Annotated in this window: 23 protein-coding genes and 3 tRNA genes; 25 read left to right on the top strand and 1 reads right to left on the bottom strand. The window is 37.6% G+C overall.

Features of this window, described 5'->3' with window-relative positions:
• Positions 1–16 precede the first annotated feature (16 nt).
• The 8 genes from rsmG (at position 17) to GS400_RS19925 (ending at position 7,067) form a co-directional block, all read left to right on the top strand.
• Positions 17–739, top strand: a complete 723-nt coding sequence (gene rsmG / locus GS400_RS19960) for a 16S rRNA (guanine(527)-N(7))-methyltransferase RsmG (RefSeq protein ID WP_160104465.1) — start codon at positions 17–19, stop codon at positions 737–739.
• 181 nt (positions 740–920) lie between these two features.
• A complete protein-coding gene (locus GS400_RS19955; RefSeq protein WP_160104464.1) occupies positions 921–1,331 on the top strand; it encodes a hypothetical protein in 411 nt (136 codons plus the stop codon).
• A 24-nt stretch (positions 1,332–1,355) separates the two neighbouring features.
• A complete protein-coding gene (locus tag GS400_RS19950; RefSeq protein WP_160104463.1) occupies positions 1,356–2,039 on the top strand; it encodes a C39 family peptidase in 684 nt (227 codons plus the stop codon).
• Positions 2,040–2,323: 284 nt separating this feature from the next.
• A complete protein-coding gene (noc, locus tag GS400_RS19945) occupies positions 2,324–3,226 on the top strand; it encodes a nucleoid occlusion protein (RefSeq protein WP_160104462.1) in 903 nt (300 codons plus the stop codon).
• A gap of 204 nt (positions 3,227–3,430) precedes the next feature.
• Complete coding sequence (locus tag GS400_RS19940; protein WP_027448479.1) at positions 3,431–4,204, top strand: ParA family protein; 774 nt, start codon at positions 3,431–3,433, stop codon at positions 4,202–4,204.
• Positions 4,185–5,027, top strand: a complete 843-nt coding sequence (locus GS400_RS19935) for a ParB/RepB/Spo0J family partition protein (RefSeq protein ID WP_160104461.1) — start codon at positions 4,185–4,187, stop codon at positions 5,025–5,027. Before GS400_RS19940 ends, GS400_RS19935 begins: the two co-directional genes overlap by 20 nt.
• Positions 5,028–5,199: 172 nt before the next feature.
• Positions 5,200–6,360, top strand: a complete 1,161-nt coding sequence (locus GS400_RS19930) for an aminotransferase class V-fold PLP-dependent enzyme (protein WP_160104460.1) — start codon at positions 5,200–5,202, stop codon at positions 6,358–6,360.
• Positions 6,360–7,067 carry a DUF554 domain-containing protein gene (locus tag GS400_RS19925; RefSeq protein WP_160104459.1) on the top strand — a complete coding sequence of 236 codons (708 nt, stop codon included), beginning with the start codon at positions 6,360–6,362 and terminating at the stop codon, positions 7,065–7,067. Before GS400_RS19930 ends, GS400_RS19925 begins: the two co-directional genes overlap by 1 nt.
• 77 nt (positions 7,068–7,144) lie before the next feature.
• Here the strand turns inward: GS400_RS19925 and yyaC are convergent, their stop codons facing one another.
• The gene (gene yyaC, locus GS400_RS19920) at positions 7,145–7,777 is read right to left on the bottom strand and encodes a spore protease YyaC (protein ID WP_160104458.1); all 633 of its coding nucleotides are present in this window, start codon (positions 7,775–7,777) and stop codon (positions 7,145–7,147) included.
• A 91-nt stretch (positions 7,778–7,868) separates the two neighbouring features.
• Here yyaC and GS400_RS19915 point away from each other — a divergent pair, with 91 nt between their 5' ends.
• The 17 genes from GS400_RS19915 (at position 7,869) to GS400_RS19835 (ending at position 22,977) form a co-directional block, all read left to right on the top strand.
• Complete coding sequence (locus tag GS400_RS19915; RefSeq protein ID WP_160104457.1) at positions 7,869–8,888, top strand: YkvI family membrane protein; 1,020 nt, start codon at positions 7,869–7,871, stop codon at positions 8,886–8,888.
• A gap of 33 nt (positions 8,889–8,921) precedes the next feature.
• Positions 8,922–9,830, top strand: coding sequence for a mechanosensitive ion channel family protein (locus GS400_RS19910; RefSeq protein WP_160104710.1), 909 nt, complete (start codon positions 8,922–8,924; stop codon positions 9,828–9,830).
• Positions 9,831–9,841: 11 nt separating this feature from the next.
• Entirely contained in the window at positions 9,842–10,042 is a 201-nt protein-coding gene (locus GS400_RS19905) for a DUF951 domain-containing protein (protein WP_160104456.1), read from the top strand.
• Positions 10,043–10,271: 229 nt separating this feature from the next.
• Complete coding sequence (gene ychF / locus GS400_RS19900; protein ID WP_160104455.1) at positions 10,272–11,372, top strand: redox-regulated ATPase YchF; 1,101 nt, start codon at positions 10,272–10,274, stop codon at positions 11,370–11,372.
• 129 nt (positions 11,373–11,501) lie between these two features.
• The gene (gene rpsF / locus GS400_RS19895; RefSeq protein WP_160104454.1) at positions 11,502–11,792 is read left to right on the top strand and encodes a 30S ribosomal protein S6; all 291 of its coding nucleotides are present in this window, start codon (positions 11,502–11,504) and stop codon (positions 11,790–11,792) included.
• Between the two features lie 11 nt (positions 11,793–11,803).
• Positions 11,804–12,283: a single-stranded DNA-binding protein gene (gene ssb, locus GS400_RS19890; RefSeq protein WP_160104453.1), complete on the top strand. Its 480-nt coding sequence runs from the start codon at positions 11,804–11,806 to the stop codon at positions 12,281–12,283.
• A gap of 25 nt (positions 12,284–12,308) precedes the next feature.
• Positions 12,309–12,536 carry a 30S ribosomal protein S18 gene (gene rpsR, locus GS400_RS19885; RefSeq protein ID WP_027448469.1) on the top strand — a complete coding sequence of 76 codons (228 nt, stop codon included), beginning with the start codon at positions 12,309–12,311 and terminating at the stop codon, positions 12,534–12,536.
• 398 nt (positions 12,537–12,934) lie between these two features.
• Entirely contained in the window at positions 12,935–13,876 is a 942-nt protein-coding gene (locus GS400_RS19880) for a YybS family protein (RefSeq protein WP_160104452.1), read from the top strand.
• A 31-nt stretch (positions 13,877–13,907) separates the two neighbouring features.
• The gene (locus GS400_RS19875) at positions 13,908–15,881 is read left to right on the top strand and encodes a DHH family phosphoesterase (protein ID WP_160104451.1); all 1,974 of its coding nucleotides are present in this window, start codon (positions 13,908–13,910) and stop codon (positions 15,879–15,881) included.
• The gene (gene rplI / locus GS400_RS19870; protein ID WP_160104450.1) at positions 15,878–16,324 is read left to right on the top strand and encodes a 50S ribosomal protein L9; all 447 of its coding nucleotides are present in this window, start codon (positions 15,878–15,880) and stop codon (positions 16,322–16,324) included. Before GS400_RS19875 ends, rplI begins: the two co-directional genes overlap by 4 nt.
• A 52-nt stretch (positions 16,325–16,376) precedes the next feature.
• The gene (dnaB, locus tag GS400_RS19865; protein ID WP_370519806.1) at positions 16,377–17,726 is read left to right on the top strand and encodes a replicative DNA helicase; all 1,350 of its coding nucleotides are present in this window, start codon (positions 16,377–16,379) and stop codon (positions 17,724–17,726) included.
• Positions 17,727–18,444: 718 nt separating this feature from the next.
• Positions 18,445–19,731 (top strand): adenylosuccinate synthase, encoded by a 1,287-nt coding sequence (locus GS400_RS19860; RefSeq protein WP_160104448.1) that lies wholly within the window; start codon positions 18,445–18,447, stop codon positions 19,729–19,731.
• 114 nt (positions 19,732–19,845) lie between these two features.
• Positions 19,846–20,463, top strand: a complete 618-nt coding sequence (locus GS400_RS19855; protein ID WP_160104447.1) for an NUDIX hydrolase — start codon at positions 19,846–19,848, stop codon at positions 20,461–20,463.
• A 140-nt stretch (positions 20,464–20,603) separates the two neighbouring features.
• Positions 20,604–20,678 (top strand) — tRNA-Glu (locus tag GS400_RS19850).
• 19 nt (positions 20,679–20,697) lie between these two features.
• Positions 20,698–20,774, top strand: a tRNA-Asp gene (locus GS400_RS19845).
• Between the two features lie 242 nt (positions 20,775–21,016).
• Positions 21,017–21,089 (top strand) — tRNA-Phe (locus GS400_RS19840).
• Between the two features lie 418 nt (positions 21,090–21,507).
• On the top strand, positions 21,508–22,977 hold the full coding sequence (locus GS400_RS19835) for a M23 family metallopeptidase (RefSeq protein ID WP_236561085.1): 1,470 nt from the start codon (positions 21,508–21,510) through the stop codon (positions 22,975–22,977).
• Positions 22,978–23,105 lie beyond the last annotated feature (128 nt).

Raw genomic sequence — 23,105 nt, 5'->3', positions numbered from 1 at the left:
TGAAGGGATTGGATCTATGAATACGGAAGCATTCTATCAAGCCTTACAAGAGCAGGGTATTACCTTAAATGATAAACAAATGAGTCAATTTGAAACGTATTTTCAAACACTTGTTGAGTGGAATGAAAAGATGAATTTAACTGCCATAACAGATCAGCAAGAAGTATATTTAAAACACTTCTATGACTCGTTAACAGCAGCTTTCTATATGGATTTTAACCAACCTCTTCATATCTGTGATGTTGGAGCAGGTGCAGGTTTCCCAAGCATTCCACTTAAAATTGTTTTTCCCGATTTAAAAGTAACGATTGTAGATTCATTAAAGAAGCGAATCACATTCTTAAACCACTTAGCAACTCAATTAGAGCTTACTGATGTAGCGTTTTATCATGATCGCGCTGAGAATTTTGGTAAAAATGCTAAGTTCCGTGAGCAATACGACGTAGTGACAGCTCGAGCGGTTGCACGCTTATCTGTATTAAGTGAATTATGTCTTCCACTAACTAAAGTGGGGGGCGCCTTCCTCGTAATGAAAGCTTCAGGCTTCAAGGATGAAATGAAGGATGCAGAGTTTGCTGTTCAATTTCTAGGTGGAGAAGTACGTGATGTACACGCCTTCTCGTTACCAGAAGAGGATAGTGAGCGTAATATCGCTATTATTGATAAACGTCGTAAAACGCCAAAGAAGTATCCAAGAAAAGCTGGAACACCAAATAAAAGTCCCTTATCAGCAGAGTAAGGAGTTAAGCACAGGAGGTATTTTTTTAAATGCTTCCTGTGCTTTTTATATAAGTAAAGACATACGCTAGATTGTTTTATTGTATTATGTGGAAAAATATAGATGTAGATAAAATAAATTTAAACATAAAGAGTAAAGGTTTTCCATTAGGGAATCAGTACCTATAAGGAGGGGAACTTATATGAAAAAATATGTAGCGATAGCAAGCATCATTTTGGTTGTAGGTTTAGCTTTTGCGATAGGTTGGAAAGAAGTGTACTTAGATTCCGAAGGTTTTGATTTCACCTTCAAAAATGAAACTGAGTCTGAGACTCCTGAGTTATTTTTATCATATAAAGGGAGTGATGGTGATATAAGAATACAACCCATATCTCCTGGAGGAAATTCCAATCTTCATGTTAATCCATTAAACTTAGCTGGAGAAAGCGACATGAACTTATATTATAAAGACCAAAAGGGGCAGGTACACAAAGAAACAGCAATTGGATATTTTGAAAAAGGATACTTTGGAACGATTACAGTTACTGCCAAATCAATTGACTCAACAGGGAAAATTAATTTTGAGTTTACTGAAAATATGTTCAATTTTTAAATATATAGAGTGGGGGGAGATAAAATGAAGTTATTACGAACGATAACGGTAATCTTTTTGTTTTTGCTAACCATTTTTATTCCAACACGAAAAGTTCGAGCCAAAAAACGAATCTCAGCACCTTTTATTCGACAAATGCCAGAATTACCACGAGGGTGTGAAGTAACTAGTTTGGCTATGCTACTTCAGCATGCCGGGGTGAACGTGGATAAAATGAAGCTTGCTTCTGAAGTGAAAAAGGTACCTTTCTATATGGGAGATGGATTTAGGGGAAATCCCTATGAAGGGTTCGTCGGTGATATGTATGACTTTAATATACCTGGATTTGGTGTCTATCATGGTCCTATCTATGAACTAGCTAATAAATATATACCCAATCGGGTTTTAGATCTAACGGGCAAAGGTCAAAAACATTTATATTCAATGCTAGATAGAGGAATACCAGTTTGGGTGATCACGAATAGTTTATTTGAACCATTATCTGAGGAACAATTTCAATCATGGAAAACGAAACAAGGAGAATTCCCTCTAACTTTTGAGGAACATAGTGTTTTAATCACAGGTTATGATCGTAATGACTTCTATATCCATGATCCATTATACAGCAAACCTCACCGTAAAATAGACCAAGAGAAGTTTATTGCCAGTTGGAAGCAAATGGGCCAACAAGCTATATCCTATGTTCCAGAAGGAGAAAAAGCAAAATAGTTGTTCTTATACTATTACTATCGCTATGATAGGTTCATATGAATGTTTTGAACTATGGAAGAAATGAAAAGATTTTCTAGCAGTCACTGCTATTTTTCTAATAAATATGATAAAATAAAAATAGAGTTGATAGAAACGGTATTGCATGCGCGGCAGCATTCCCGCTGAAGCGCTTTTTTGCACGTTAAAAATAAGTTTTCTTTAAATGGATTGCTGTTCATGTTTCACGTGAAACATTCATGATTACCTAAGCATTGTGAGAGTAAAGAAGGTGGTGACCAAGGATGAAACACCCATTCAGCCGTTTGTTTGGAATTGGAGATAAAGCAGATGAGGATCAAGAAACAGGCGAGCAAGGTCAGGAGCAAGAACAAGAGAAAGAACCTGACTATCATCCAGATGAAGTGATTCAAGTTCCTGTAAACCAAATTCAGCCAAACCGTTACCAACCAAGATCAATCTTTAATGATGAAAAAATTGAGGAACTAGCCCAAACAATACATACACACGGGTTAATTCAACCTATTGTCGTACGTAGGCTTCAAGAGGAAGCGGAAGGCTTTGAACTAATTGCTGGTGAACGTAGGTGGAGAGCTGCTCAGTCTCTTGGCTGGGGAGAGGTACCTGCTATTATCCGTGAAATGGATGAGACCCAAACGGCATCTGTAGCATTAATTGAGAACCTCCAACGTGAAGAGTTATCGGTTATTGAGGAAGCAATGGCTTATGCCAAATTGTTAGAAGTACACGGCCTGACACAGGAAGCTTTAGCTCAACGACTTGGTAAGAGTCAATCGACCATTGCTAATAAGTTAAGGTTATTGAAATTGCCTGAAGCTGTCCAATACGCAATCTTAGAAAAAAGTATTACGGAAAGACATGCGCGTGCACTTATAGCTCTTAAAGATCCAGAAAAACAAGAAAAGCTGTTGAATGAGATTATCGAAAAGAGCTTAAATGTAAAACAAACAGAAGAACGCGTTGCCAAAATGCTTGATACTTCTGACCCAAAGAAAAGTAAGCCAAAGCTAAAAGGCATCAGTAAAGACATGCGAATTGCTATGAATACAATTCGTCAGTCATTGACCATGGTTTCAGATACAGGAATTAATGTTGAAACTGATGAAGAAGAACATGATGATTATTATCAAATCACGATCAAATTACCAAAAAACAATCGTAAGTAGCTTTTTATCCCATCTTCTGTTTAAACTTAAGATGGGTATTTTTTGAACCGTTTATTGAGTTTCAGCTAAAAAGCAATCGTTTACATCCCTTTTAATGGGTGTTAAGTTGTGTTTTTTAATTAGATTTTAAAATTTTTCTTCATTTTTTGAAAAAAATGATAAAATAGGGATTATAGATTTGTCAGTATAGGGGTAGGTGACATCATGGGCAAAGTGATCTCCGTTGCCAACCAAAAAGGCGGAGTAGGAAAAACAACAACAGCGGTAAATTTAAGTGCTTGCTTAGCCTATTTAAATCATAAGGTTCTACTTGTTGATATCGACCCTCAGGGAAATGCGACAAGTGGTGTAGGACTGGACAAAGCTGATATGGATCAATGTGTGTATGATGTACTAGTCGAAAACGCTGAAGCAGAAGATGTATGCGTTTCTACGATGGTTGAAAATCTGGATTGTATTCCGGCTACTATTCAATTGGCAGGAGCGGAGATTGAGTTAGTCCCAACAATCTCACGTGAGGTTCGGTTGAAAAAAGCAATTGACTCTGTAAAAGACGGATATGATTTTGTTATTATAGATTGCCCGCCATCATTAGGATTATTGACGATCAATTCTTTAACTGCATCTGATACCGTATTAATTCCTGTTCAGTGTGAATATTATGCTTTAGAAGGATTAAGTCAGTTATTAAATACTGTTCGATTAGTTCAAAAACACCTAAACAAGCAACTTATGATCGAGGGTGTACTATTGACGATGTTGGATGCACGTACGAATTTAGGCTTACAGGTGATTGAGGAAGTAAAGAAATACTTCCAAGACAAAGTCTACCAATCTGTTATCCCTCGTAACATTCGATTAGGGGAGGCACCAAGTCACGGTCAGCCAATCATTTTATATGATCCTAAGTCACGCGGAGCCGAAGTGTACTTAGAATTAGCAAAGGAAGTGATGTCTAATGGCCAGAGGGTTGGGTAAAGGAATAAGCGCTTTTTTTCCTGATATAGAAGCAAAAGAGGAAGAGGCTGTTCAAGAGGTCCCTGTTAAGGAATGTAGACCAAATCCTTATCAACCTCGTAAATCGTTTCATGCTGATGCTATTGAAGAGCTAAAAGAATCCATTATTCAACATGGTATTCTTCAACCAATTATTGTTCGTACTAGTATTAAAGGATACGAAATTGTAGTTGGAGAAAGACGCTTTAGAGCAGCTAAAGAAGCCGGTTTAGATACCATTCCTGCAGTAATCCGAGACTTAACTGATGACAACATGATGGAATTAGCATTGCTAGAAAACCTACAACGAGAAGATTTAACACCTATGGAAGAAGCCCAGGCGTATTCAAATTTAATGAAAGAGCTCGGAATGACTCAGGAACAATTAGCCAAACGACTTGGAAAAAGTAGACCGCATATTGCTAACCTTGTTCGTTTACTATCACTTCCTGAACAAGTTGGGGCCTTGATTAATAATGGTGAACTAACGATGGGCCATGGACGAGCTTTACTTGGTTTAAAGAATAAAGAGCAGCTCATGCCACTCGTAGAAAAGATTCGAAAAGAAGGCTTAAATGTACGCCAAGTTGAACAGATCATTATAAATATGAATGAAAAAGCAGTTCAGAAAAGAAAGAAATCAAAAGAGAAAAAAGATGTTTTCATTCAAGAGCGCGAAAATGCTTTACAAGAAAGGTTTGGCACTGGAGTGAAAATTCATAAAGGGAAACGTAAAGGGAAAATTGAAATAGAATTTTTCTCTGAAGATGATTTAAATCGTATTTTACAAGTACTCGATCAATAATCATAACTAACCTGCTACTTTTTCATAAGTAGCGGGCTTTTTTTTAATGGCCATGTTAAACGTTATTGTGTGGGTTAGATTCATAGGTGTACTGTATAATCATCATAATCCTGCTCGTTATCCCAAAAACATTGTAGAATCAAATTTAAATTCTAATAGGAAGGGTGTTTAGATGATTTACTTCGATCAAGCGGCATCTTCTTTTCCGAAACCACCAGGTGTAGTTGAGGCTGTTACTCAAGCGTTAACAGAGTATGGTGCTAATCCAGGGCGAGGGGGACATGCCTTATCTCGAAAAGCTACTGAGGTAATTGATGAAACCAGGAAACGTCTATCTGTTTTTTTTGATAGCTCTCATCCTGAGAAAGTTCTTTTTTTGCCCAGTGCAACAGCTGGATTGAACCAGGCCATAAAAGGTTTTCCCTTTCAAGAAGGCGATCATGTTATAACTACAACCTTTGAACATAATGCTGTTCGTCGTCCATTGGAAGCCATTAGGAAAAATAAAAACTTACAGGTTACATATATAAATCCCTTGGGTGAAGGTAATATCGAACAGGTTTTAAGAGAAGTTATTCAATCAAATACTAAACTGCTCATTCTAAATCATGCTTCCAATCTCACAGGAGACATTTTACCTATTCATTCCATGATACGCGTAGCAAAATCAAAAGGAATTAAAGTACTTCTTGATGCTTCACAAACAGCTGGGATCCTTCCTATATCAATGAAGGAGGAGCAAATTGATATGCTAGCTATTCCGGGGCATAAAGGTTTGTTAGGACCTCAAGGTATAGGAGTCCTGATAGTAGAAGGGGAAATTCCTTTACTTCCACTTATTCACGGTGGAACAGGTAAATACTCCGAATCTGTAGACCAACCTACTGTTTGGCCAGAACAATATGAAAGTGGAACATTAAACACTCCTGGGATAGCAGGTTTGAATGCTTCCATAAAAGCAATTGAGGAATGGGGTATGGAAGAAATTGTTTCACGTGAAACAATGTTACTAGAACGTTGTTCACATGGACTGGATGGTATAGAAGGAGTTACAGTGTATGGTTCAAAAGACCTCCAAAGTCGCGTAGGTGTTATTGCGTTTAATATCGATGGAATTCCATCGCAAGAAGTGACAATGATTTTAGATCAACATTATGAGATTTGTGTAAGAGGTGGGATTCATTGTACACCCCTAAGTCATGAATCTATGAATACTATAGAGGATGGAGGAGCTGTCCGTGTAAGCTTTGGTCCCTATAATACGATTGAGGAAGTAGAACAATTCATAAGAGCTATTGAAGAAATTAAAGTCGGATTGCAAGGAGGTTTCTGATGGTTTTGTTCGGAACGTTAATGAATGGATTGGGAATATTAGTAGGGGGAGTTCTAGGACTATTTTTAAATAGGGTACCCGAGCGTGTTAAAGAAACTACCATGAACGGTATAGGTTTAGCGGTACTTTTAATAGGGTTGCAAATGGCCATTCAGTCTAATGAAATTATTGTATTATTATTAAGCTTGTTATTAGGTGCTTTCATAGGTGAAGGCTTAAGATTAGAGGAAAAGTTTGAAAATCTTGGAGGTTGGGTTGAAAAGCGATTCAAAAAGAATAGTTCCTCCAGTGTCTCCCAGGGTTTTATGACAGCTTCATTAATATTTGTGATTGGGGCTATGGCGGTAGTTGGTGCACTAGATAGCGGTATCCGTGGTGATCATGATGTTTTAGTAACAAAAGCCATTATCGATGGTTTTGTGGCGTTAGTTTTATCTACGACATTAGGTTTTGGAGTTTTATTTTCAATCATTCCTGTCTTGTTATATGAAGGTGGCATAACTTTATTAGCTACTCAGATTCAAAAATGGGTACCTGAAACCTTCTTAGATGGGTTTATTGTAGAAATGACAGCTACTGGCGGGTTACTAATTATTGCAATTGGCCTTAACTTATTAAACATTACAAAAATAAGGGTGGCAAACTTATTGCCAAGCTTAGTAATGGTTGGATTTGTTCTTTATGTTAGTACACGGATCACTGGATAGCACTGGATAGAAGAGAATACCTGAACTCTGACAAAAAGCTGACCGTTCTTTTCATGAACAGTCAGCTTTTTATTTCCTTATTCTTTAACAGGAGTGAATTGATTCCACTTTTTTGTTAAAGCCTCTGGAGAGGGAGTGATTGTACGATTTAAGCCAATTTGTTGGTCAAAATTCTCAAAGGTCTTCGATATCCGTTTTGCCATATGCATAACAATGTTTAGTCGTGTGTTTTGTAAAACAAAGTATTCCATAAACCCACTCACATTTACGACACCTGTCACGTGAATTTCACCTACATCAGGAAGTTGCTTTTTAACAGCAGCACCAGGCTTCACTGGGCCTTCGCCTAAAATAATATTACCAACTGATGATACTTTACCAAGGCACGCATCGATACCAATAATGTAAGGTCGTCGGTGTCTTTCCTTAATGATATCAAGTTTTTCTTGAAGATTTACAGCATGAACAGGTTCATCTAAAGTCCCGTACACTTTTATGTGTTTTAAATTCGCATCTTCTAAAAGGCTGCCAATCAATGGTCCAAGGGAATCCCCTGTCGAACGGTCTGTACCAATGCAAACAATAACAACATCCCGATTAGCAGGTACCCATTCTTTTAGGGTCTGCGTCATATGAAGAATCATTTTCTCATCTTCATAATGATAACGTTCTTCTTGTTTTTGAGAAAAAAGTCTCCGCTTTAGATTCATAGCTTTTCCTCCGTAGTCATATTGTTATTAGTATACAGCTATTTTCAGAAATCTATACATGGACGAAGCTAGAAGGTAGGAGGAAATTTACATGATTCGATCTGGTATGAAGTGGATGTTTTTAATTGTTGGAACAATGATTGGTGCAGGATATGCCTCAGGTAGAGAGTTGTGGCAATTTTTTGGCCATGATAGTGGACTAGCTATATTTTTATTTACAATATTATTTTCGATTTGTTGTTACGTTATTTTGTCTATAAGTTACGAGAAGCAATCCCAGCATTACCTTCCAGTTCTTCGTACGATCGTTGGAAAACACTTAACCCTTTTATATGATGGGATGATTCTTCTATATTTATTTACGACAACTGTAATCATGTTGGCTGGTAGTGGAGCAACATGGCAAGCGTTTCATTTTTCTTACTGGGTTGGGATTTTAGCTATCGCTATACCGTTAGTTCTAGTGTTTGTTTGGGACATAAAAGGTATCTTATCGATGAATAGCTTTATTTTGCCTCTTTTAATAGGTGGTTTATTATATGTGCTTATCTTATTTACAGTGCAACAAGACTTATCAATATTTGCTCATCTTGGTGAACAGAAAAATTGGACAGCCGCATTTCCATTTACTGCTTTAAACATTCTCCCGTTAATTGCTGTTCTAGGAGCTGTCGGTAACCAAATGAAGGTTAAGGGAGAAATATGGATTGCGAGTGTTGGAAGTGGCTTGATCTTAGGAACAATATCCTTTATCTATAACAATAGTTTGATCCAGATTTCAGAAGATATTTTACTATATGAAATTCCCCTGTTCGCGATTCTTAAACATTACCCATATGAGATGTTCCTATTCATATCAGTACTTTTATGGATTGCGATATTCACAACAGCTGCTTCAGGTATGCTTGGGTTAATTACACGTTTTCGTACACGCTTCACAGGTCCTATGTGGTTACTTGCACTGTTAACGATTGTCTTGATGGCACCATTAACGAGTTTTGGTTTTTCTACATTGATTAAGTATTTATATCCGTTATATGGATTGTTAAATCTTTATGTGCTCTCATCCCTTTTGCTCTATCCATTAACAAACCGATACAAAAGCCAGTAAAAAACTGATACAATGGAATATCATGGACATGTTATGGGGAGGTGTGGACCTGTATTGGATTGGTTTTATGATAAACTAAATGAATTTATAAAATACGTGGCTGGACCTGATCTTTGGGCTACCATTGGACTTGGGATAGGTAAGATCATAGTCATTTTTCTGCTATCTTTTCTCATTATTCGAGTTGGGAAAAGTGTCATACGTAATCTATTTAAACGAAGAAAAAGAGGTCCGTTTCAAATAACACCTCGGAGAGAAACCACTTTAATTAAGCTCCTAGAGAATACGCTAACTTATACCGTGTATTTTGCAGCAGTTATTATGATGCTTGAAACCATTAATATCCAAGTAGGCGCTCTTTTAGCCGGTGCTGGTATTGCAGGTCTTGCCATTGGATTTGGTGCTCAAAACTTAGTGAAAGATATAATAACAGGATTTTTCATTATCTTTGAGGATCAGTTTTCAGTAGGCGACTACATAAAAACATCAAACTTCGAAGGTTTTGTAGAGGAAATTGGGCTCAGAACGACGAAGATAAAGAGTTGGTCTGGACTACTTCATATTATTCCAAACGGAAGTATTAATGAAGTAACGAACTATTCTATCCATAATAGCTTGGCAATAGTTGATATTAGTATTGCTTATGAAGGGGATATAGCAACAGCGGAACAAACGATCGAAGAGCTCTTAACAGAGTTACCTGAAAAATATGAAGAAATTGTCGGCGCACCTGAGTTATTAGGAGTTCAAAATCTAGGATCTTCAGATGTTGTTCTTCGTGTTGTCGCTGAAGTCATTCCTATGGAACATTGGAGTATGGCTAGGAAGATTAGAAAAGAGTTGAAAAATCGTCTAGATGAACGAGGAATTGAGATTCCATTCCCTCGCTTAGTCATGTATAGTAGACAAGAAGAAGAAACATCAGAAATAGAAAGCAAATGAGGTGAAAATTGATGACAGACAAAGAATATAGTTTAAATGATGTTGTTCAAATGAAAAAACCTCATCCGTGTGGAGAAAATCGATGGAGAATCATTCGCTTAGGTATGGACATCCGCATTAAATGTGAAGGGTGTGGACATAGTGTTATGATTCCACGTCGTCGATTTGAAACAAAAATGAAGAAGGTTCTTGAAAAACATGAAGAAGAATAATGAGCCAAATGTTTCACGTGGAACAAATTAAAACTTATTAAAAATGTGAAATAGTTCTTTGGAAATAGTGGGAAATAGAAATTTTATTATGGAAATTATGAGAAACAGGGGATTCAATTCCCTTGTTTTTCTATTTTAGTAGCTTGTCAATATGTTCAACTGTCATCTATAATTGGATTCATGCAGAACGTTCATATGGACGGAAATCCTTAAGGAGTGGAAATGTATTATGTCTCTTACAACAGGAATTGTAGGCTTACCAAACGTAGGTAAATCAACGTTGTTTAATGCAATAACGCAAGCAGGTGCAGAATCAGCAAACTATCCTTTCTGTACAATTGATCCCAATGTAGGGATTGTGGAAGTGCCTGATTACCGCCTAGAGAAGTTAACAGAATTAGTAAATCCAAAGAAAACAGTACCAACAGCATTTGAATTTACAGATATTGCTGGGATCGTTAAGGGTGCAAGTAAAGGAGAGGGTCTTGGAAACCAATTCCTATCTCACATTCGTCAGGTAGACGCGATCTCTCATGTTGTTCGTTGCTTCAAAGACGATAACATCACGCACGTATCAGGTGGAGTTGATCCAATTGCTGATATTGAAACGATTAACTTGGAGTTAATTCTTGCAGACCTTGAATCGGTTAACAAGCGACTAGAACGTGTGCAAAAATTAGTTCGCCAAAAAGATAAAGAAGCTTTAGCTGAACACGAAGTTCTTGAAAAACTAAAGGAAGCTTTAGAAAATGAAACACCAGCTCGTGCCGTTGAGTTTACTGAAGATCAGCAAAAGCTAGTTAAAGGTCTGCATCTACTAACAAGCAAACCTGTGCTTTATGTAGCTAACGTAAGCGAGGATGAAGTAGCAGATCCAAGTGGTAATGAATATGTACAACAAGTTCGTGAGTATGCAGATCAAGAAGGTGCTCAAGTAATCGTTGTATGTGCGAAGATAGAATCTGAAATTGCTGAGCTTGAAGGAGAAGAAAAGCAAGAATTCTTAGATGATCTAGGTATTGCAGAATCAGGTCTAGATCAGCTGATTAAAGCTGCTTACAATCTACTAGGCTTAGCTACGTACTTTACAGCAGGTGAGCAAGAAGTACGTGCTTGGACGTTTAAAGAAGGAATGACAGCACCACAGGCTGCTGGTATCATTCACACTGACTTCGAGCGTGGATTCATCCGTGCTGAGACGGTATCTTATGATGACCTAGTAAAGGCTGGTAAAATGTCGGTTGCAAAAGAACAAGGAACAGTTCGCTTAGAAGGTAAAGAGTATTTAGTGAAAGACGGAGACGTTATTCACTTCCGCTTTAATGTATAGTTCGCAAATCAGGATAGGCTATTGTGCTTTGAAGACAAGTTTGTTATAATACTAAATTGTGTGAGTAATCGAAATGATTTACTCCTTGCTCCCAAGAGGAGCCGTAAGTCCAAAAGGAGGTGAAGACGGATGAGAAATTATGAAATCATGTACATCATCCGCCCAAACATTGATGAGGAATCTCAAAAATCAGTAATTGAGCGTTTCAACAACGTTCTTACTGAACAGGGTGCGGAGATTAATGAAACAAAAGAAATCGGTAAGCGTCGCCTTGCTTATGAAATTAACGACTTCCGTGATGGTTATTACGTAGTCCTTAAATTCAACGGTGAACGTGAAGCGATTAATGAATTCGACCGCTTAGCGAAGTATTCTGACGATATTATTCGTCATATCGCTGTACGCGAAGACGATCAATAAGGAGTGGTTCTGTGTTAAATCGTGTCGTGCTTGTCGGCAGATTAACGAAGGATCCTGATTTGCGCTATACACCCAACGGAGTAGCCGTTGCGAACTTTACAATTGCAGTAAACCGACCTTTTAACAGTCAACAGGGAGGAAAGGACGCAGACTTCATTAACTGTGTTGTTTGGCGTCGTGCTGCAGAAAACCTTGCGAACTTTATGAAAAAAGGTAGCCAGGTTGGTGTTGATGGAAGATTGCAAAGCCGCAGTTTTGACAACTCAGAAGGTAAGAGAGTATTTGTGACTGAGGTTGTAGCTGATAGTGTACAATTCTTAGAATCAAAAGGCTCTGGATCAGGTGGCGCAGGTTCTCAAGGATTCCAGAATAATAATCAGAACCAATTTGGAAATAACAATCAAAATCAACAATCGAACCAAAACCAAGAGGACCCATTCTCGAATAATGGAGATCCAATTGATATATCTGACGATGATTTACCATTTTAAATTAATCTAAGGGAGGTTATCACCTATGGCTCGTCGTGGTCGCGCAAAGCGTAAAAAGGTGTGTTTCTTCACAGCGAACGGAATTACACACATCGATTATAAAGATGTAGATCTTCTTAAACGTTTCGTATCTGAACGTGGAAAGATTCTTCCTCGCCGTGTAACTGGAACATCTGCAAAATATCAACGTAAACTTACAAAAGCGATTAAGCGTGCACGTCAGATGGCATTATTGCCATACGTGAACGACTAATATCTTTTGTCGTAAGGATTAAAGCACAGCATCGCGCTGTGCTTTTTTCTCTAAAGAACGTCTATTTAGGAAGTTAATACCACTTGTATAAAGCTCGCCTTTTGGCGAGTTTTTGTTTTTACATGTTAGCAGTTAAACGGTTGCTTTCACTTTTCCTTTAAAACCAATAGGGCTAAGTCTTTAATTTCATTCTGTTTTCTACTAATTTGGGGTAAAATGGGGAAGAAGGCTTAAGATTATTTGAAAAGAGAAAAGGTCGTTTGGTAATGTTATTATTATGGTTATGAACTTAACTTTAGAAAATATACTCTTATAGTTTCTTATTGATAAAGCTTTAAACTTTCTCTTAAATAAGGGTGTATTTTCTAATGTTTGCTTAAAGAGGAGCGCATTGTTATATGAAAGGTTCTAGTATCATGCGGGAAGGCTTAATCTATTCAAGTATATATTTGGCTTTGTTATTGGTCAGTCTATTTATACCAGCTATTGGTCTGATCACAATGTTTCTTTTGCCAATTCCGTTTTTAATTTTCTCAAGACGAAATGGATGGAAGGCTTCTCTCGTTTTAATTAGTATAGTCTTATTTATTACAACTTTAGCAGTACACATCGTTACATTGCCATTTACGATTGTAGCTGGTTTTGGCGGAATTGCATTAGGAAGTGCCTTATACCAGGAGAAGAGTCCTTATGAAGCATGGGCGCAAGGTACTGTTGGGAATGTAGTCGGTTTATTACTCACATACCTCATATCTCTTTGGTTATTCAAAATCAATTGGATCGAAGAGATTCGTAAAACTATAGATCAATCGATTGCAAATTCAGTTGAGCTTATTGAATCAGTAAGTGGGGATGTCTCACAAGAACAACTAGAGGCTCTTGAAAGCCAGTTCGGAAATATTCCTTCAATGCTTCCAAGCATTATGGGAATTATGGCTATATCTTTTGCCTTTATAACTCTTTGGATAGGGTTTAAAATATTGAATAAACAGTTTCGTGAACAACATTACTTTCCGCCAGTAAAAAAACTTTCGTTTCCAAGGGCAATTATTTGGTATTATTTTATTGCTCTACTTGTGACATTTATTGAATTTGAAAGCGGAAGTATATGGGGAGATGCTGCTCAGAATGTATATGTCCTTACAGGAGCACTCTTTACCTTACAAGGCTTTTCGTTTATGTTCGCTTATGCCGATATTAAGGGGTTATCTAAAAAGGTGCCAATCATTGGTGTAGTAATCTCTTTATTATTTTCATTCTTGTTGCTTTATCCTGTACGAATCTTAGGTATAATTGACTTAGGTTTTTCTTTACGAGAACGCTTAGCAAAGAAGAAGTAGATTAGGATTCGTGATGTAGGAGATGACGGTTATGCCGAATTTCTTTAAAAAACCAACATTGAGCAGTCACTTATGGGTCATATATACACTTTCTGTATTACTTTTGTTTCTGATCTTCTATTATGAGTGGAAGTTAGGATTTGTGATGGCCTCTTTTTTGATTGCCTCCATTTATTATAGTGTGCGAACAGAAAAGCACTTAATAAATGAAACGGAGGAGTACATTTCAACACTTTCTTACCGAGTGAAAAAAGTAGGTGAGGAAGCGTTAATGGAAATGCCAATTGGGATTGTTCTATTTAGTGAAGATTACAATATTGAATGGGCAAATCCTTATATGAACAAATTCTTTCCCCAAGATACCTTAGTTGGGGAATCATTGAATGAGATCTCTGGCCAACTGATTCCAAATATTAAAGAAGACAAGGAAGAAGTTTGGGTTTCAGTTGGGAAGTATGAGCTTCAGACACTAGTGAAGAAAGATGAGCGGTTGCTTTATCTTTTTGATCGTACGAAGCAAACAGAACTCCAGAATATCTATGAACACGATCGTACCGTTATTGCGATTATCTTCTTAGATAACTATGAAGAAATTACGCAAGCAATGGACGATACAGCTAAGAGCCATATTAACTCCCAAGTGACCTCCATTTTAAATCAGTGGTCACAAGAGAATGGGATCTATTTAAAACGTTCATCTCAAGATCGATTTTTTGCTGTTATGAACAAAGGGATTTTAACAAAACTTGAGAAAACGAAGTTCGAAATTTTAGACGAAGTTCGTGAACTCATATCAGATAAAAATGTACCACTTACCCTGAGCTTTGGTATTGGGGTAGGAGAAGCTTCACTTCCTGAACTTGGAGAAATAGCTCAATCCAGTTTAGATCTAGCTCTTGGACGAGGTGGAGACCAAGTCGTTGTTAAGGATGAGAATGGGAAAGTGCGCTTCTATGGTGGTAAAACAAATCCTATGGAGAAACGTACACGTGTACGTGCCCGAGTCATTTCTCATGCATTAAAAGAGCTTGTACAAGATGCTGACAAAGTCATCGTTATGGGACACAAAAATCCTGATATGGACTCTATAGGAGCTTGTATAGGAATTTTAAAGGTCGCACAGGCCAATGATAAAGATGGCTTTGTCGTGTACGATCCTGATGATATGAATACAGGCGTACAACGATTAATGGATGAGGTTCAGGAGAATGAACAATTGTGGTCTTGGTTTATCACGCCAGATGAGGCCCATGAGGTTGTTAATAAAAATACGCTCCTTGTTGTTGTTGATACACATAAACCTTCTCTTGTAATTGAAGAAAAGCTTCTAAATCGAACAGAACACGTCGTGGTGATCGATCACCACCGACGAGCAGAAGAGTTCATTAAAGATCCTACACTCGTTTATATGGAGCCGTATGCATCTTCTACAGCAGAGCTCGTGACAGAGATGTTAGAATATCAACCAAAGAAATTAAAACTAAATATGCTTGAATCTACAGCTTTATTAGCTGGTATAATCGTAGATACAAAAAGCTTTACTTTACGTACTGGGTCCAGAACTTTTGATGCTGCGAGTTATTTAAGAGCAAAAGGTGCAGACACAGTACTTGTGCAGAAGTTTATGAAAGAAGACTTAGACGTTTATGTTCGACGAAGTCAGCTTATTGAAAATGCTGAAATTTATCGTGATGGCATTGCGATTTCAAAAGCAGAATCAGGTGAAACTTATGGACCTGTTCTTATAGCACAAGCTGCAGATACACTCCTTACAATGAGTGGGGTTGTCGCTTCATTTGTCATCTCAGAACGTTCAGATGGTCGAATTGGAATAAGTGCTCGCTCTCTCGGGGATATCAACGTCCAAGTCATTATGGAAAGTATGGACGGTGGAGGACACTTAACCAATGCAGCAACACAATTAGATGATTCTTCCATTGAAGATGCTGCAGATCAACTTAAAGAGATTATCGATGAGTATTTTGAAGGGGGTAGTGAATCATGAAAGTAATTTTCAAACAAGATGTAAAAGGTAAAGGGAAAAAAGGAGAAGTAAAAAATGTCTCAGATGGTTATGCTCGTAACTACCTTTTAAAGCATAATCTTGCTGTTGAAGCTACTAAAGCGAACTTAAAAGAACATGAGGCGCAAGAAAATAAGAAGCAAAAAGAAGCACAAGCAGAAATCGATGAGGCAAAACGCCTTAAAGAAACTCTAGAAAATCTTACAGTTGAACTACAAGCAAAATCTGGAGATAAGGGAAGTCTTTTCGGGTCTATAACGAGTAAGCATATCTCTGATGAGTTAAAGAAAAATCACAATATCAAAATTGATAAAAGAAAAATTGAGATGGATTCACCAATTCGTACTCTTGGATATACGAACGTGCCTGTTAAGTTGCATAATGAAGTAATGGGCACAATTAAAGTCCACGTATCAGAAAAGTAAAGGAATTCATCCTCTTAAAAGCTGAAGGGGGGAATACAGCTTGAACGATGTAATGAATGACCGTACACCGCCCCATAATATTGAAGCTGAACAAGCTGTGTTGGGTGCCATTTTCTTAGAGCCACAAGCCATAGCAACAGCTTCAGAAGTTCTTTTACCAGAGGATTTTTATCGAGCTAGTCACCAGCGTATTTATGAGGTTATGACGAAACTTTCTGAAAAAGGAGAGCCAATTGACCTTGTAACTGTAACGACTGCACTTTCCAATCAGAGCGTTCTAGATGAAGTAGGTGGGGTATCCTACCTTAGTGATCTAGCAAACTCTGTACCAACAGCAGCCAATATTGAATACTACACAAAGATTGTAGAAGAAAAGTCCATTTTACGCAGACTTATAAAAACAGCTACAAATATTGTTACAAGTGGGTATTCAGATGAAGGTGAAGTTGAGAGCGTCTTAAATGAAGCAGAGAAGAGTATTTTAGAAGTAGCCCAAAGTAAGGACTCCGGGCGATTTAAAAATATAAAAGATGTCTTGATTGATGTCTATGATAATATTGAGCAACTTCATAATAATGATGAAGAGGTTACAGGGGTTCCTACTGGTTTCCGTGACTTAGATCAAATCACTTCAGGATTCCAAAAGAACGACCTAATTATTGTAGCTGCTCGTCCTTCAGTAGGTAAGACAGCTTTTGCTTTAAATATCGCGCAAAACGTAGCGGTTACTGCACAAGAAAATGTTGCGATCTTCTCACTTGAGATGGGAGCAGATCAGCTTGTTATGCGTATGCTATGTGCAGAAGGAAATATCAACGCTCAGAAACTCCGTACAGGAAGCCTTGAAGAGGAAGACTGGGGTAAACTCACCATGGCAATGGGGAGCTTGTCTAACGCAGGCGTATTCATTGATGATACACCAGGTATTAAAGTAAACGAGATTCGTTCCAAGTGTCGCCGACTTAAACAGGAGCACGGTCTTGGAATGATCTTAATTGACTACCTTCAGTTAATTCAAGGTAACGGTAACTCTAAAGAAAACCGTCAACAAGAGGTTTCTGAAATCTCACGTGCCTTAAAAGGACTAGCTCGTGAACTTAATGTTCCACTAATTGCACTATCTCAGCTATCTCGTGGCGTTGAAGGACGTCAGGATAAGCGTCCAATGATGTCCGATATCCGTGAATCAGGAAGTATCGAGCAGGATGCCGATATTGTAGGATTCTTATATCGTGATGATTACTATGACCAAGAATCAGAAAAACAAAACATCATTGAGATCATCTTGGCAAAGCAACGTAACGGTCCAGTTGGGACAGTTGAACTAGCCTTCGTAAAAGAATACAACAAATTCGTAGATTTGGATCATCGCTATGATCAGAGTGATATCCCACCTGCGTAAAAAGCCCAGTGATTGCACTGGGCTTTTTTGAATGTGTTAAATCTTATTGTTGGTGGGTTTTCAGTAAAGCACCCTTATATGGGAGACTTGGAATCGAGATAAAGTGAGAGGAGTCCGTTGCTTTCGTGAGAGTAAGGGGTTCAGTGAAACGGCAATACTCCTGCTGCCCCACACGACGTTGGATAGGTCGACGATGCTACACGATGTGGCGTTCTTAGTCGAACTTCCTTTTTTACTTTCAGCTTCCTCATCCGCTACGCTTCTTGCGGGATCTCGTCCGCCCTTTCTACCGAAGGAGTTTGCCGTTTCCCTCCCCCCCTTTGCTGTTATGGAAATTAACGGACTCATGGCTGAAATCATTTAATCTCTTGCATAAGGAAAATGCGATTTCAGATACTCAAACCCTTCACATACAATGCTTTAGATCACTTTGATGTATATATGATGTAACCACATATTCTAAACAAGAAAATCTTACGATAGCTGCGGTTCATTTCCACAGCCCGCCCAACTGCAAAGACATAACGGAACCACCCAGCACCAACTTATTCAAGATAACTGCCATATAACTGAATAACTCCCTCAGCCCTTAAACGAACGAATATTAATGTTACATCGTTATCGTTCGTATTTTGGATTGACTTTTGCGATATGAATTGATACGCTACATACGTTGTTAATAAAGCGGAAATTATATAGGCGGAGGTGCCATTTATATATGTCTTCAGTAGTAGTTGTCGGTACACAATGGGGAGATGAAGGTAAGGGTAAGATTACAGATTTTTTATCTGAACAAGCGAAGGTTGTCGCTCGCTATCAAGGTGGTGACAATGCAGGTCACACTATTCAATTTGAAGGAGAAACCTACAAGCTTCACTTGATCCCATCTGGTATCTTTTACAAAGATAAGGATTGTGTAATGGGAAATGGAATGGTTATTAACCCAAAGGCATTGGTAAGAGAACTTAAATATTTACATGATCGAGGTATCTCAACCGATAATCTTAGAATTAGTAACCGTGCGCATGTTATTTTGCCGTATCATCTCAAATTAGATGAGATGCAGGAACAACACAAGGGAACGAATAAAATTGGTACAACGAAAAAAGGTATTGGTCCAGCTTACATGGATAAAGTTGGACGTAACGGCATTCGTATCGCTGATTTATTAGATAAAGAGATGTTCCGCGAGAAGTTAGAAACGAACTTGAAAGAAAAGAACGCTGTGTTGGAACACGTATATGGTGTAGAACCTTATAAGGTAGAAGATATTCTAGATGAATACTATGAATATGCAGAGCAATTCTCTGCTTATGTATGTGATACATCTAAACTTCTTAATAACGCAATTGATGAAGATCTGCCAGTTCTTTTTGAAGGGGCACAAGGGGTTATGTTGGACATTGATCATGGAACATACCCATTTGTTACATCTTCTAACCCTTCTGCTGGTGGTGTAACGGTAGGTGCCGGCGTAGGACCTACTCAAATAAAACAAGTTGTGGGCGTATCGAAAGCCTATACAACGCGTGTCGGAGATGGCCCTTTTCCAACTGAATTACATGATGAAACAGGAGATCAAATTCGAGAAGTAGGTCGTGAATATGGAACAACAACTGGTCGTCCAAGACGTGTTGGATGGTTCGATACTGTAGTTGTTCGTCATGCGCGTCGTGTGAGCGGAATTACAGCATTGTCTCTCAATTCTATTGATGTATTAACAGGAATTGAAACGTTAAAAATTTGCACAGGTTATAAATATAATGGTGATGTGTTGGATGAATACCCAGCTAACTTAAATGTATTAGCTGAGTGTGAACCGGTATATGAGGAAATGCCAGGATGGACAGAAGATATCACAGGAGTTCGTCACTTTGAAGACCTCCCTGAGAATGCACAGAACTATGTGAATCGTATTTCTGAATTAACGGGCATACCAATTGCTGTATTTTCAGTAGGTCCTGATCGTGTACAGACGAATGTGTTAATTGATGTATATAAATAATAGTTTTGGCGTGCAGAATGAAAACTCATTTTGCACGCTTTATTAATGGTACATATACATTGACGAAGGATAAAAAAAGCTCTTTAATAGTAAGAAGAGTAAAGGGGGTTAAAAATGGAAATAGAAATGCTCAAAGTGTTTAATGAAGAGTATCAGAGTCAAGGTATAGCATCTCGTGATGAAGTACATAAGAAGGGACTTTGGCACGAGACATTTCATTGTTGGTTAGTTAGCAAAAATAAAGATACATATTTTATTTATCTACAATTAAGGAGTAAGACAAAAAAAGATTTCCCAAACTTACTTGATATAACAGCAGCTGGTCATTTGCTTGAAAATGAAACCGTTAGAGAGGGTGTAAGAGAAGTAGAAGAGGAACTAGGTATAAATGTAGCCTTTAAAGATCTAATATCTCTCGGAGTCATGAAAGATTGTTTGGTAACGGATGAAATAATAGATCATGAGTTAACAAATGTGTTTTTATTGATGTGGAATGGAGAAATAAAAGACTTTAGGTTGCAAGAAGATGAAGTCTCTGGGATAGTTAAAGTTGATTTAGATCAATTCATAGATTTATGGTCTGGAAAAACCGATCATATAGTTGTTGAAGGCATAGATTACAAGAATAACTTCATCCATAGCAAGGTGAGTTTGGAAAATTTTGTTCCACATGAAACATCGTATATAAAAAATGTTTTAAAAGGAATAAGTAACGTACTTAATCATTACTAAAAAAATCAATTAAGATTATTATAGGTGTCAGGATACTAAGATGTTTTACCTTTTTCGATAAAATTTTCAAAAATGTATTGTAAAATAAATTGGATCATGCTAATATTATTATCGCTGTCACTAATTGAGCTTCAAAAAGTGGCCCGTTGGTCAAGTGGTTAAGACACCGCCCTTTCACGGCGGTAACACGGGTTCGAATCCCGTACGGGTCACCACTAATACATAGCAGTATGAGGTCCGGTAGTTCAGTTGGTTAGAATGCCTGCCTGTCACGCAGGAGGTCGCGGGTTCGAGTCCCGTCCGGACCGCCATATTCTTTACAAAATGAAGCGGCAAACATTGCAAAAAAGTCGGTACTTTAACATTTGTATGGCTCGGTAGCTCAGTCGGTAGAGGATCCGTAAACTTTGATGAGCATCATCATTGTAGGATCTGCGAGGAACAGCCCATCATCTAGCAGAAAAAGCTTGGGTCGTGACGAGCACAGCAAGAATGAACATCACTGATTAAACATCTCAAACACCACACAAAAGTAGCGGCACCATACTCCTATGGCTCGGTAGCTCAGTCGGTAGAGCAACGGACTGAAAATCCGTGTGTCGGCGGTTCGATTCCGTCCCGAGCCATCTATTTAAGAGAGGATAAACCATCATGGTTTATCCTCTCTTTTTATTTCTATAGAACTACAGTTTTCTAGGAATAATGTCGAATCCAGTTTAGGAATAATGTGGGACTAATGACATAATTCGAAAGTATATGTTTGTAATATAACTGTAACATTAGAGCAAAAATTACGAAAAAAACGCTTCCATAATAGTGTGATTATACACTAATGGAGTTAATTGAAATCAGTTATTTGGTAGTATTGTGGAAATTATAATACAAGTTTATTACATCATCTCCTAATCTATTTCATACTAATTAGGAAGTATGATAAATTATTTAAGTGTAAACAAAAACAGAGAAAAAAGATTTAAATTTTAGAGATAAAGACAAAATATAGATAAAAAACGACTGGTAATTTGTGGGGAGGAGGTTTATACCGTGTGGCCGAAGAAGCGTAATGCGAAAAAAAGCAATCAAATGGATGCCACAAAACAAGATTCAGCTCCGATCTGGAAAAAAGTTATTCTAACAACCTGTTTAGGTTTAGGTATAACAGCAGGGTCTGTATATGCCGAGAGTTTCGAGAGTTCAATTCCAACGGTGTATCATGTTTATGTGGATGGTGAGCATATTGGCACGGTAGATGACCGTGAAGTTGTAGAATCTTATATTGGTGAACGTGTAGATCAAGCTGAACAACAATTCAAAGATTTAGATTTAACAATTGGAGAAAATGTAACCTACATACCTGAGAAGATGTTCAGACCATCTTATAACAATAAAAAGGTATTAAGTAGTTTAAAAGAAGACTTATCAATAAAAGTAGAAGCTACCAGGATCGAAATCGATGGTGAACTGCTTGGCTATGTAGAGGATCGCAAAGATGCTGATCAAGCAATTGAGCAAATTAAGCAAAAGTATGTGTCAAAAGCTGTTTTAGATAAAGTTTCTAAATCTAACTTTGATTCAAGTACTATTGATTTGGAAATTGGTGATTCTACAGTATTAGACGTTTCACTATCTCAAAAAGTTTCATTTTCAGAGGAAAAAGTAGTTCCTCAAGAGATTTTTTCAGTAAAACAGTTAGTAAAGCTTTTAGAAAAAGGGACCTTAAAAGAAAAGGTTCACACGATTAAATCTGGAGAAGTATTAGGTAATGTAGCGAGTAACTATAATTTATCTACCCAAGAAATGTTGGACTTAAACCCTGATTTAAAACAAAATTCCATTTTACATGTAGGTCAAAAAGTTAAAGTGACTGCTCCTGATTCTTTATTAGATGTTAAGGTAACAGAGGAAATCCGTAAGAGAGAAACAATTGATTATGAGACGGAAGTAAAAGAATCAGATGATATGTATAAAGGTCAAAAGAAAGTAGAACAAAAAGGGCAAGAAGGTTCTAAAGAAATGCATTTTAAAGTCATCAAAATGAATGGTGAAGTTGTTGAGAAAGAATTGCTCAAGGAAAAAGTGCTAAAAGAACCTGTTAAGAAAATTGTAATTAAGGGCACAAAAGTTATCCCATCTCGTGGTACTGGAAACTTTAGCTGGCCAGCAGTTGGTGGTGTGATCACTAGTAAGCTTGGTTGGAGATGGGGCTCTTACCACAAAGGCATTGATATTGCAGGCGTAAGTAATCGCACACTTAAAGCTGCTGATAATGGTGTTGTTAAATCAGCTGGATGGCAAGGTGGTTATGGCAACAAAGTTGTTATTGATCATAATAATGGCTACAAAACCGTATATGCACACATGTCATCTGTTAAAGTAAAAGCTGGTCAGACAGTAAGAAAAGGTCAAGCGATCGGCGTCATGGGTACAACAGGACACTCAACCGGAGTGCACCTCCATTTTGAACTTTATAAAAATGGCAGCGTTCAAAACCCATTAAAATATATAAGTCGGTAAAAATATTGTAAAACCTCTAGTGAAACAAAACTAGGGGTTTTCTTATTTAATATATGGGACAAGTTAAGAAAGTAGAACCAACATCATTTTGCTCTGAAAGACATTTCGGATATAATACGTTAAAATAA

This window comes from Pontibacillus sp. HMF3514, from assembly GCF_009858175.1.
Classification (GTDB): Bacteria; Bacillota; Bacilli; order Bacillales; family BH030062; genus Pontibacillus.
Note: the sequence above shows the minus strand (reverse complement) of the source record. Positions and strands in the feature narration are given on the sequence as shown.

Bases quoted from the DNA above. Each gene is read 5' to 3' on its own strand.
- GS400_RS19940 (WP_027448479.1), top strand. From the start codon at position 3,431: ATGGGCAAAGTGATCTCCGTTGCCAACCAAAAAGGCGGAGTAGGAAAA.
- dnaB (WP_370519806.1), top strand. From the start codon at position 16,377: ATGAATGACCGTACACCGCCCCATAATATTGAAGCTGAACAAGCTGTG.
- GS400_RS19910 (WP_160104710.1), top strand. From the start codon at position 8,922: ATGGGGAGGTGTGGACCTGTATTGGATTGGTTTTATGATAAACTAAAT.
- GS400_RS19955 (WP_160104464.1), top strand. From the start codon at position 921: ATGAAAAAATATGTAGCGATAGCAAGCATCATTTTGGTTGTAGGTTTA.
- rpsF (WP_160104454.1), top strand. From the start codon at position 11,502: ATGAGAAATTATGAAATCATGTACATCATCCGCCCAAACATTGATGAG.
- GS400_RS19950 (WP_160104463.1), top strand. From the start codon at position 1,356: ATGAAGTTATTACGAACGATAACGGTAATCTTTTTGTTTTTGCTAACC.
- rsmG (WP_160104465.1), top strand. From the start codon at position 17: ATGAATACGGAAGCATTCTATCAAGCCTTACAAGAGCAGGGTATTACC.
- GS400_RS19915 (WP_160104457.1), top strand. From the start codon at position 7,869: ATGATTCGATCTGGTATGAAGTGGATGTTTTTAATTGTTGGAACAATG.
- GS400_RS19930 (WP_160104460.1), top strand. From the start codon at position 5,200: ATGATTTACTTCGATCAAGCGGCATCTTCTTTTCCGAAACCACCAGGT.
- rpsR (WP_027448469.1), top strand. From the start codon at position 12,309: ATGGCTCGTCGTGGTCGCGCAAAGCGTAAAAAGGTGTGTTTCTTCACA.
- GS400_RS19935 (WP_160104461.1), top strand. From the start codon at position 4,185: ATGGCCAGAGGGTTGGGTAAAGGAATAAGCGCTTTTTTTCCTGATATA.
- GS400_RS19875 (WP_160104451.1), top strand. From the start codon at position 13,908: ATGCCGAATTTCTTTAAAAAACCAACATTGAGCAGTCACTTATGGGTC.
- GS400_RS19905 (WP_160104456.1), top strand. From the start codon at position 9,842: ATGACAGACAAAGAATATAGTTTAAATGATGTTGTTCAAATGAAAAAA.
- rplI (WP_160104450.1), top strand. From the start codon at position 15,878: ATGAAAGTAATTTTCAAACAAGATGTAAAAGGTAAAGGGAAAAAAGGA.
- GS400_RS19860 (WP_160104448.1), top strand. From the start codon at position 18,445: ATGTCTTCAGTAGTAGTTGTCGGTACACAATGGGGAGATGAAGGTAAG.
- GS400_RS19925 (WP_160104459.1), top strand. From the start codon at position 6,360: ATGGTTTTGTTCGGAACGTTAATGAATGGATTGGGAATATTAGTAGGG.
- yyaC (WP_160104458.1), bottom strand. From the start codon at position 7,777: ATGAATCTAAAGCGGAGACTTTTTTCTCAAAAACAAGAAGAACGTTAT.
- GS400_RS19855 (WP_160104447.1), top strand. From the start codon at position 19,846: ATGGAAATAGAAATGCTCAAAGTGTTTAATGAAGAGTATCAGAGTCAA.
- noc (WP_160104462.1), top strand. From the start codon at position 2,324: ATGAAACACCCATTCAGCCGTTTGTTTGGAATTGGAGATAAAGCAGAT.
- ychF (WP_160104455.1), top strand. From the start codon at position 10,272: ATGTCTCTTACAACAGGAATTGTAGGCTTACCAAACGTAGGTAAATCA.
- GS400_RS19880 (WP_160104452.1), top strand. From the start codon at position 12,935: ATGAAAGGTTCTAGTATCATGCGGGAAGGCTTAATCTATTCAAGTATA.